Here is a 9,598-nt window from a genome sequence, read left to right as displayed (position 1 = left end):
TTCCCTTTCCACACAAGAGACTGAATATTCAGTCTCTTGTGTGAAGGAAACCGGTTCCCTATCCATTCCAAATCCATTTCAGAGATACCCTATCTATCTTACATTACACAAAATTCTTGACGGTACCCCTTTGTTCATTGAAAGTGCAAAAAATTATAAACTTTCTCTTTCTCTTTTTGGAAACACAACGTATGAAAAGCTGATGAGAAAGTCGATCAGCAATACAACGGTCCATCCGCTTATAACGCGTTGCAGCGGACGTGTTCCTTCACCGGTGCCGATATACAGAATCATGAGGCCAAGCAGGATTCCCCCGATGATATAAGCGATCAGATGGCGTCCCCACATTTTCATCTCATAAACGGCTTTCTCTTTGCCATACAAAACTTTTTTCCGCAAAGGGTTATTTAATACCCAAGTTTGGAATTTGCCGTCTGCCCAAGCAATCATGGATTTTCCGAAGGCGATGGAAACCCCGATATAGATGGCGGCCAGACCATGGGCAAAAGTGGCCGTTGCTCCATTTTTCAAATCGATGGCCGTGAGTACAAGCAAAGCAAAATCAATCAACGGGGTGAGCAAGAGCAGGAAGATGCTCAGCTTATCCCGTTTCAATATATATCTAGTGTAAAGCCCTGAAAAAATGACAATCCAGAAGGCGATTTCAGCAGTGATAATCCAAAAAAGCATTCAATCCATACCCCCATGAAAATTTATTTAATACAGTTGTATTAAAATAATACAGCATATTTTTAAATAATACAAGTGTATTAAATAATGCTATAATAAAAATATGCCAAAACTAGTTGACCATGAAGAGAGAAGAAAAATCATCGCAAAAGCAACGTGGAATGTGATTGCAAGGGAGGGGCTTGGCGGCGCTTCTGTTCGTTCCATTGCAAAGGAGGCGAATCTTTCACTGGGAGCAGTGCGTCATTATTTCGAGACGCAGGAAGAACTGTTGGAATTTGCGATGCAGCTCGTTGAAGAACAAGTAACGGAACGAATCATGGGCCACCTGCAAAGTCCGCTTCCACCAAAGGAACAAGTACTCAATATATTGATGGAGTTGATCACACCGGAAGAAAAGAAAGTGGAAATGCAAGTATGGCTGGAATATGTTTCATATAAAATCCGCAAAAAAGAGCTGCAAAAAGAATCGGTTCATGAAGCGATTTCGGAAATTTTGCATCGTTTAAAGAAAGCGGGGATGCTAAAAGAAGAAATTGTTTTAGAAGAAGAAATTGTGTTTTTGCATGCGTTAATTGATGGACTTGCGTTACATATTTTAATGGGATTGGTTCCTATTGAAAGGGAACGCATACGCTATTTATTGAGAAAAGAATTGGACCGCATTTTTGTGGAGTAGGGGATGTATTTCCCGCACTTTTTGGAGGGAGTTTCAATGCAAATTTTTGCCCATCGAGGCTATTCATCAAAGTATCCTGAAAATACGCTCGCAGCCTTTCAAGCGGCAGCAAAACTGGACATTACCGGAGTGGAGTTGGATGTTCATCTGACAAAAGACCGGGAATTGGTGGTCATCCACGATGAAAAAATCAACCGCACGTCCAATGGAAAAGGCTTTGTTAAAGATATGACCCTGAAAGAATTGCGCAAGTTCGATTTTGGATCCTGGTTTCACAAAAATTTCCGCGGCGAAAAAATCCCGACATTGGCGGAGGTGTTGGATCTCTTTAAAGATACGCACCACAAAATTAATATTGAATTGAAGTCCGACAAATTGATATATCCAGGGCTCGAAGAAATGGTGCTGAAAGAAGTGGAAAACTTCCGGTTAAAGGACCGGGTCATTATTTCATCCTTCGATCATGAAGCCGTCAAGCGGATGGTCGGGTTGGCACCGGATATTGAAAGTGCCCCGCTGTTTTCCTACAGCATTTTGAATATGAAATGGTACCGCACTTTATTTCCTGCCAAGGCCCTTCACGTCGCATACAGGGCGGTGGCCCGGCGTCCGGTGCTGGAGGCCATCAAAGCAGGGATTCCGGTTCGGGTATATACCATCAATAATAAAGAACAAGTGGAAGTGTTGCGGCATTTGGGAGTTGAAGGGATATTTACCGATTGTCCGGAAGAAATGAACGAAATGCTTAAACAGCCCAAATAAGGAAGTTCCGTCCTCTTTGAATGAGTTCAAAGGGGATTATTTTTTGTCATTTTATGGTTGATGAAAGTTCTTTTTTATTATACGCTTACCTTTAATAATGGAGAGGGGAACAGAAAATGAAGTCGGCCTCATATGCGAAATATATACTTGCATTGCTGCTATTCGGTTCAAACGGGATTGTGGCAAGCTATATTTTATTGAACAGTTATGAAATCGTTTATTTGCGGACGTTTATTGGCGGCATTTTCCTTGTGTTGATTTTTGTGCTGACAAAACAAAAGGCCAGGTTCTGGAAAAATAAGAAACACTTTCTGTACTTGGTGATTTCCGGTGTATCTCTTGGAGCAAGCTGGCTGTTTTTATTTGAAGCATACAATCGAATCGGGGTAAGCATTGCCACTTTGGCATATTATTGCGGTCCCATCATCGTCATGATGCTGTCGCCGCTCCTATTTAAGGAAAAGATGACAAGCTCGAAAGTCATCGGCTTTTTCTCTGTCATCCTCGGGCTGTTTTGCGTCAACAGCCATGCGTTTCTTGAAGGGGAAATTTCATGGGGATTAATTTTCGGAATCTTATCGGCCATCATGTATGCGGCCATCATAATCTTCAATAAAAAAGCTGTCAGCGTTTCGGGGCTTGAAAATGCCACATGCCAACTGGTCATCGGCTTTATCACGGTCGCTGTGTTTATGGGCGTGAAGCAGGGGTTTTTCGTCCATGTGGAGGAAGGAAATTGGCTGCCAGTCCTTGTTTTGGGCATTGTAAATACAGGAATCGGCTGCTATCTTTATTTTTCGTCCATTGGCCATTTGCCTGTCCAGTCGGTGTCGATTCTGGGCTATTTGGATCCCCTTTCCGCCCTGGTCTTTTCCGCTTTATTTTTGGATGAAACGTTAAGTTTCGTGCAAATGATCGGTGCCGCGTTCATTTTAGGAGGCGCGGCATACGGGGAATTGTATCGGCCGGGAAAACGCCAATGGGCAGTTGACGGGAAAAAGGCATAGCTTATTAATCAAATGGGGTGAAATGATGGATTGGAAAAAATATGTTGTACTGATCATACCGTTTCACTCAATTCCTTAATATTGTTTATGCTTCTTCCTAACGGTCAAAGATACTTGGTGCTTTAAGTGCCTCTCATTTTTTGGGGAGTTTATTATGGTTGGATTTGGATTGGAAAGAAAAAGGAAAAGGCCTGATTCAAGGTCTTTTTTTGTTGCATGCACCTAAGGGAAGCGTGCATCTTTATGATCCGGGATAGAACCTCTATTCCATAAAAAAGAAAAAGCGAATTAGAAAACCTATCGCTTTCTATATTCGCCCTTCAAGTTTCCCGCATTCGACAGAAAGATTTTAACCGGCTCACCACTTTGCCACATGTTCCTCAATGCATCCCAACATTTGTTGAATCATCAGAATGCTGCCATCTTCCAATTTGACTTTGCCGTTATAATAACCGACTAGCTGATGCACTTCTGATTGCACAAGCTTCAGGTCCGTTTTTGCCACTCTTTCAAAAAATGGGTGGAAAGTGAGCATGACGGCATCGGAAAATTTTGTCGTCACATACCATGGCTTTTTGAAATTGGAACGATCATATTCGAAAATTACGTCTTCGTGGATTTTGGTCATTTTGCCATCGACGAATATGGCGTTCTCCGTCATTCCAGTGCCATCCGTCCATTTGCCGCCAAAATTCAGTCCCACCCGATGATTGCGAAGGCGTTGTGAAGCATTTGCCCAATTCCAAACGACCTCCCTTGGCCAAACTCCCCGGCCAAAGTCCAATACGCTGAAACAATCGTCCTCATGAAATTCATAGCGCTTGTTTCCAAGTTTGACAAATCCTTTGGTAGGCAGGATGTGATGCTTGGCAGTAAATTGGAACGTTTGCCGGTTCCAAGGCACTACCACATTCAACGATTCATCGTCAACGGGGTGCAAAATCTTTAAATTGACGTTAAGGGGTTCGTTGTCAAAGTTATCACAATTGACTGTCAGCAAGGTTTGATTTTGGATATGCGAGATATTGACGTTCATTTCGCTGTTTGTAAACCGGACAGGGTCAAGCACCTGGGTAGGCATTTTTAGTTTTTTGACAACACCTAAAGGAATGGTGACCATTTTTTCAAAAAATCGTTGGGTTTCATACTCCAAAAAGTAGACAAAACAAGAAACGGCATAATCAAAGTGACAAACCGTCACGGAAAATAAAATATCCTCGCCGTAACAGCACCAATAATTCCATTTCTTTTTCCGCATAAAATGGCCCGATAGATTGCATTCAATAATTGGTTTTTTGGCATAACCAATCGCAGCCGGATTCAAATTTCCCTTTTTATCGCATAAACGGGTCCATTCACGGATTTCTCTTTCAGCATGCTGCACCAATGCCAACTTCCTCTCAATTCATATTACCTGAAATTAACATCATAAAAATCATTTCAAAAATTTACTGTAAAAACAAGAATTTGAACATAAATAGTGATATTTATTATTGTATCAGAATTTTACAGTTTTTTCTGAAAGGGGACACACCAATTATAGAAGTTCAAATTTGAACATCGGATTCATAAGATGATGAAAAAGGAGGTACAGAAATAGCGATTTATTATGATCGGGATGCAGCTGTCCAATACGCGAAAACTTGGTGGAATTCCTTTAATCCCAATTACCCCGTGTTTACGGTTGATTGCACGAACTTTGTCTCACAAGCGTTAAGAGCAGGGGGAGCGCCAATGTCCGGTTATCCGAACCGCGGCAAAGGTTGGTGGATTACGGATGGTTGGAAAGCTGGGGCGAGAGAATACCATTATCCCCGGGAAACCTGGAGTTATAGTTGGTCTGTTGCGCATAGTTTGAGATGGTATTTGGAAAGTGCCAAAACGGGACTGACGGCGAAACGGGTTTATTCGCCTTCCGAATTGGAACCTGGAGATGTGATTTTTTACGACTTCCAAGGGGATGGAGTCATTGACCACAGCGTAATCGTCACGAGTGTGTTTGACGGCGTCCCTTACGTTCATGCCCATACAGGACCCAGCGCCAATCGCCACTACGATTATTCAGATTCCTATGCTTATACGCCAAATATTCAATATTATTTCTTTAAAATTGATGATATATTCTATTAATATCGTTCTTTTGAAGCTGAGAAAGAAAAGGTGTATTAATATATAATTATAATAAGACCCAAAATAATGGATATTCAAATTCCACATTTTTTATGATATGGTTGTTTGGAGATAATAGTAAAATCGTTGAACTTCATTATTAAGGAGAGTAATGTTTGAATGAATGACCAAGCATTAACCGTAAGAGAAGCCATTATTGGCAGACGGTCAATAAAAAAATTCAACGGACAGCCTGTAGACCGAGCAGATTTGTTTCAGATCATAGATGATGCTGTATGGGCACCAAACCATCAAAACCGGGAACCATGGCGACTCATTGTTGCATGCGGCAAAGAGCTGAAAAAGCTTCACGAATTGCTCAGAAATACGACGATACCGGATTGGAGAACGTTGCCGGAAGAAGAAGTGGAAAAGCGCATGCAAAAATTCACAACGCCAGGTGGTTATGTATTTGTCATCGTACCTGAAGATTCCCGTCAGAAAGAACGTTTGGAAGACTTTGCGGCGGCATGTGCACTGATTCAAAATATGATGCTGCTTGCCTGGGATTACGGCATCGGCAGCTGCTGGAAAACTCCGGAGTTTTTGGATAAACCATCATTCCGTGAAGCATTGGGCGTAAAACCTGGCGAACGCATTGTGGGCATGGTGCAATTCGGTTATTTCGATGAGCTTCCAAAAGGAAAAGAGCGTAAAAAATCCGATGAAATCGTAACAATCTTCGGTTCCGATGAAGAGGAAAATGAAGAAGAATAGTGAACTCAATAAAACTGCGCCTCCGAATGATGATGCATATGGTCATTTGGAGGTGCAATTTTTTATAATCAAAATGGAAGAAGGTGATTCAATTGATTCAAATGATCAGTAAAGGTCTTCAAATGATTTCTCCTGAAGAAAACATCCAGAAGATTTCCCCGGTTTCCGGCGGTGACAGTAATCAAGCATTTTATGTGCAAACAAATGAACGCGAATATTTCGTGAAGTTGAATCAACAGATGAAAATTGGGTATTTCAAATTTGAAGAGCGCGGTTTGAAAATGATTCAGGCGACAAATACAATTAATGTACCGGACGTCTTAGGCTGCCTGGAAGCAGAAGGGGTGCCAATGCTTTGGCTGGAATGGATTGAAGGGAAACGGACCCATGATACAGATGTGCTATTAGGCGAACGTCTTGCGGCCATGCATCTTGCTGAAGCGAAAGGGTATGGATTCGATGGAGAAAGTTATATTGGCAAACTGCCGCAGCAAAATCGATTGATGGATGATTGGGTGGAATATTACCGCGATGTCCGCTTAGCCGGCCAATGGAAGCGGGGCAAGGCGAATGGGAGAATTGGACAAGCCCGTGAGAAAAGGTTAGTGAAATTGATGGAAAGGCTGGATGAATGGATTCCAAGGAAACCAAAGTCCTGTTTATTGCACGGCGATCTGTGGGGAGGAAACTGGATGACGGGGCCAGGTGGAACTCCATATTTGATCGATCCGGCAGTCCTGTTTGGCGATCACGAAATGGATCTTGCTTTTACGGAATTGTTTGGCGGCTTTTCCCGGAAGTTTTATGAAGCCTATCAGTCGGTGTTCCCGCTTTCGTCGGAATATGAAGAAAGAAAAGAATTGTATCAGCTTTATTATTTATTGGTGCATTTGAATTTATTTGGGGAATCATACGGTCCATCGGTGGACCGGATATTGCGGAGATATGTGGGGTAAAGGAAAAAGAACCGCCCCCTTTTCAAAAAGGAGCAGTTCCAACGTTCAGTGATGTTTATGTTTCCGCATCCGATCGACAAGGAACCCGCCTTTGAAGGATTTCGGTTCAAAAGAAATGATGAACGCTTTAGGTTCGATGGAATTGACCAGCTCAAACAGTTCCTTCTCCCGATTCCGTTTGGCCAAAATCTCATATTTATAACGTTCGCTGTCCCGACCTTCCCCAACATAAGTCGTGATGGCAAAACCGTTGGAGCGGAGGGCGTTAATCAATTCCTGGTTTTTCGTTTGCGTATTGATGGTCACGTACACGTAACCGATCGCCAATTTATTTTCAATTTTTGTTCCTAAAAAAATGCCCAGTCCAAAGCCGACCGCATACACAATCATGGCAAGCAAACTTTGGTCTCCATTGAATACGAGGGAAAGCCCAAAGACGTAGATAAGCATTTCCAATGTTCCGATCAAAGCTGCAAGAAATGTCAAGTTTTTCACCAAAAAGATGGTGCGTAATGTAAGCAACGGAACATAGATTAATTGCAAAACTAAGATTAGAAGAATATTCGTCATTTTGATCCCTTCTTTAGCGCGATTGTTGTTTCCAGTATGGCACCCATGCAATCAGGTATTTTTCCACGATGTTCCCCGAAATGCAGTGTCATCAATTTTGGGAAATGCTTTTTTCAGGTGAAAGCGTTTTCCGAAAACCGTATGCAATAATATGGGTATTTAACTGATTATAAAATAAGAAAAGAGTGATGACAATTGAGTAAATTTGAATGGAAAAAACAATTAAAAGAACTTTACTTGCCCTCCACGCAACCGACAATCATTGATGTGCCGACCATGAAATTTTTTACGATTGACGGCAAAGGTAATCCAAACGAGAAACCATTCCAGGAGCATATCGAAATTCTTTATGCTTTATCCTATGCGATCCGGATGATGCCCAAAAAGGGGATTACGCCGGAAGGGTATTATGAATATACCGTGTTTCCATTGGAAGGGCATTGGGATTTGGATGAAGAAGGAAGAACGAAAGATTATTTGGATAAAAACCACCTCGTGTATAAATTGATGATTCGGCAACCGGATTTTGTAACGGAAGAATTGTTTCAATATGCTCGGGATACGGTGAAGAAGAAAAAACCGAATTTGGATGTGGATCAGGTCCGGTTTGAAACGATTACGGAAGGGTTATGCGTGCAAGCCATGCACATCGGCAGTTTCGATGATGAATGGAAGACCTTCGAACGGATGGAATCCTATTGCGCAGAAAACAATGTAAAGCGGGCAGAAAAAACCCATAAAGAAATCTATATTTCAGATCCGAGAAAAACGGCACCTGAAAAATTAAAAACGGTGTTAAGGTTTAAAGTGGAAGAAGTTTAATAGGTGATGCTCGGGTTTGTAGCATGGGATAAAAAGTCAGGGCTTTTTGTGCAAGGATATTTTGAAATTTTCACATGACTTTCGCTGATAGGATTTTAAGACCGGATGCTTAATAAAATGATAGGGGCATAGCAGAAGTAAACGGAACTGCTATGCCCATTTTATTTGGCAGGGTTGCGTTGAGAGCAACGTTTTTATTTTTCAATGGATGTTTCCAACGAGCCGACCTCGATACTTCTGCTGCCAGTCCAGTTCACCAAGAAGATTCCGGTAAATATGCAAAGACCTCCGATGGTTACATACGAATTGATGGCTTCATCCAATAATACCCATCCTGAAAGAACACCGAAAAATGGGGCCAAAAACAAAAAGGCGCTTGTTTTGCCGGGATCCCCTTTTTGAAGTAAATAAAACCAGCCGGCAAATTGGACGATGGATGCCATAATGGCGAGCCACAATACGATAAAAATGGATGTGCCGGTTACTTGGAAGTGGGGATTTTCCAAAATCAAACTGCCAATAAGCAAGATGATGCCGCCAAATAACATTTGGAAGGCCGTCAATAGCCACGTATTGAAATCATTTCCCCATTTTTTGATGAGCAATGTGCCGATCGCCCATGAAACTGCGGAAAGAAAGGCGAGTAAAGATCCGATTTCAAAACTTAACTGTGCCCCAAGGGTTATAAATACCCCGATAAAACCTAATATCACACCTGTCCATTGGCGTGGGCTATAAGATAACTTCATGAAAATCGTGCCAAAGATGACGACTAAAAGCGGGTTCATAAATGTTAATATGGAAGACTGCCCCGCTGGAATTGTCCGCAAGCTGAGAAAGATGCAGGACATAACGCCAGCTGTTTGAAAGGAACCGATGACAGCGATCTTGACCCATTGGGAAAAGGATTTGGGATGAGGGATCCGCAATAATCGAACAGCAATGGCCATAATCACTCCTGCCAAGGAAAAGCGTATGCCGACTAATAAAAGCGGTGTAGTATAAGAAAGACCGATCTTTCCGACTGCAAAAGAAGAACCCATTAAAAAAGTGGTCAATACGACCAGAATACCGAAAAGCCATTTGTTCATTTGAAACCCCTCCCCATTATTGATTCAAGATTAATAGCGGGATGCATGTTTTGAAGATTATTAATATTCAAATAATTAAAATCAAGAGATAGATTATCATTATATATTCCTATTAGTCAACCAACAAACATTAAG

11 protein-coding genes are annotated in these 9,598 nt (G+C 41.8%); 7 read left to right on the top strand and 4 right to left on the bottom strand.

What is annotated here, in order from left to right; all coding sequences use genetic code 11:
- Positions 1-153 precede the first annotated feature (153 nt).
- Positions 154-690, bottom strand: a complete 537-nt coding sequence (locus tag ACFPOH_RS14490) for a hypothetical protein (RefSeq protein ID WP_208650921.1) — start codon at positions 688-690, stop codon at positions 154-156.
- A 103-nt stretch (positions 691-793) separates the two neighbouring features.
- On the opposite strand from ACFPOH_RS14490, the gene ACFPOH_RS14485 reads away from it, so the two are divergent.
- The 3 genes from ACFPOH_RS14485 to ACFPOH_RS14475 all read left to right on the top strand — a co-directional run bounded on the left by ACFPOH_RS14485 (position 794) and on the right by ACFPOH_RS14475 (position 3,138).
- Positions 794-1,369, top strand: coding sequence for a TetR/AcrR family transcriptional regulator (locus ACFPOH_RS14485; RefSeq protein WP_342470539.1), 576 nt, complete (start codon positions 794-796; stop codon positions 1,367-1,369).
- 36 nt (positions 1,370-1,405) lie between these two features.
- Positions 1,406-2,131 carry a glycerophosphodiester phosphodiesterase gene (locus ACFPOH_RS14480; RefSeq protein WP_342580800.1) on the top strand — a complete coding sequence of 242 codons (726 nt, stop codon included), beginning with the start codon at positions 1,406-1,408 and terminating at the stop codon, positions 2,129-2,131.
- Positions 2,132-2,247: 116 nt separating this feature from the next.
- Positions 2,248-3,138, top strand: a complete 891-nt coding sequence (locus tag ACFPOH_RS14475; protein WP_342470537.1) for a DMT family transporter — start codon at positions 2,248-2,250, stop codon at positions 3,136-3,138.
- A 358-nt stretch (positions 3,139-3,496) separates the two neighbouring features.
- Here the strand turns inward: ACFPOH_RS14475 and ACFPOH_RS14470 are convergent, their stop codons facing one another.
- The gene (locus ACFPOH_RS14470) at positions 3,497-4,525 is read right to left on the bottom strand and encodes a DUF2804 domain-containing protein (RefSeq protein WP_342580801.1); all 1,029 of its coding nucleotides are present in this window, start codon (positions 4,523-4,525) and stop codon (positions 3,497-3,499) included.
- A 209-nt stretch (positions 4,526-4,734) separates the two neighbouring features.
- Here ACFPOH_RS14470 and ACFPOH_RS14465 point away from each other — a divergent pair, with 209 nt between their 5' ends.
- The 3 genes from ACFPOH_RS14465 (at position 4,735) to ACFPOH_RS14455 (ending at position 6,980) form a co-directional block, all read left to right on the top strand.
- Positions 4,735-5,268, top strand: a complete 534-nt coding sequence (locus ACFPOH_RS14465) for an amidase domain-containing protein (RefSeq protein WP_342471191.1) — start codon at positions 4,735-4,737, stop codon at positions 5,266-5,268.
- Positions 5,269-5,427: 159 nt separating this feature from the next.
- Positions 5,428-6,024: a nitroreductase family protein gene (locus tag ACFPOH_RS14460; protein ID WP_390310356.1), complete on the top strand. Its 597-nt coding sequence runs from the start codon at positions 5,428-5,430 to the stop codon at positions 6,022-6,024.
- Between the two features lie 101 nt (positions 6,025-6,125).
- A complete protein-coding gene (locus ACFPOH_RS14455; RefSeq protein WP_390310359.1) occupies positions 6,126-6,980 on the top strand; it encodes a fructosamine kinase family protein in 855 nt (284 codons plus the stop codon).
- A 45-nt stretch (positions 6,981-7,025) separates the two neighbouring features.
- Here the strand turns inward: ACFPOH_RS14455 and ACFPOH_RS14450 are convergent, their stop codons facing one another.
- Positions 7,026-7,550 carry a DUF2179 domain-containing protein gene (locus ACFPOH_RS14450; RefSeq protein ID WP_390310355.1) on the bottom strand — a complete coding sequence of 175 codons (525 nt, stop codon included), beginning with the start codon at positions 7,548-7,550 and terminating at the stop codon, positions 7,026-7,028.
- 195 nt (positions 7,551-7,745) lie between these two features.
- Between ACFPOH_RS14450 and ACFPOH_RS14445 the strand changes: the two genes are divergently transcribed.
- Complete coding sequence (locus tag ACFPOH_RS14445; RefSeq protein WP_390310353.1) at positions 7,746-8,372, top strand: GyrI-like domain-containing protein; 627 nt, start codon at positions 7,746-7,748, stop codon at positions 8,370-8,372.
- A gap of 194 nt (positions 8,373-8,566) precedes the next feature.
- Here ACFPOH_RS14445 and ACFPOH_RS14440 read toward each other — a convergent pair whose 3' ends face one another.
- Positions 8,567-9,463 (bottom strand): DMT family transporter, encoded by an 897-nt coding sequence (locus ACFPOH_RS14440; protein ID WP_342470532.1) that lies wholly within the window; start codon positions 9,461-9,463, stop codon positions 8,567-8,569.
- Between the last annotated feature and the right edge of the window lie 135 nt (positions 9,464-9,598).

The sequence above is a fragment of the Ureibacillus suwonensis genome, assembly GCF_042655065.1.
In the GTDB taxonomy this organism is placed as follows: Bacteria; Bacillota; Bacilli; order Bacillales_A; family Planococcaceae; genus Ureibacillus; species Ureibacillus suwonensis.
The sequence above is the reverse complement of the archived record's forward strand: the minus strand, read 5'-3'. Positions and strand labels throughout refer to the sequence as shown.

Excerpts from the sequence above, each read along its gene's own strand:
- ACFPOH_RS14490 (WP_208650921.1), bottom strand. The coding sequence starts at position 690 with ATGCTTTTTTGGATTATCACTGCTGAAATCGCCTTCTGGATTGTCATT.
- ACFPOH_RS14485 (WP_342470539.1), top strand. The coding sequence starts at position 794 with ATGCCAAAACTAGTTGACCATGAAGAGAGAAGAAAAATCATCGCAAAA.
- ACFPOH_RS14480 (WP_342580800.1), top strand. The coding sequence starts at position 1,406 with ATGCAAATTTTTGCCCATCGAGGCTATTCATCAAAGTATCCTGAAAAT.
- ACFPOH_RS14475 (WP_342470537.1), top strand. The coding sequence starts at position 2,248 with ATGAAGTCGGCCTCATATGCGAAATATATACTTGCATTGCTGCTATTC.
- ACFPOH_RS14460 (WP_390310356.1), top strand. The coding sequence starts at position 5,428 with ATGAATGACCAAGCATTAACCGTAAGAGAAGCCATTATTGGCAGACGG.
- ACFPOH_RS14455 (WP_390310359.1), top strand. The coding sequence starts at position 6,126 with ATGATCAGTAAAGGTCTTCAAATGATTTCTCCTGAAGAAAACATCCAG.
- ACFPOH_RS14450 (WP_390310355.1), bottom strand. The coding sequence starts at position 7,550 with ATGACGAATATTCTTCTAATCTTAGTTTTGCAATTAATCTATGTTCCG.
- ACFPOH_RS14440 (WP_342470532.1), bottom strand. The coding sequence starts at position 9,463 with ATGAACAAATGGCTTTTCGGTATTCTGGTCGTATTGACCACTTTTTTA.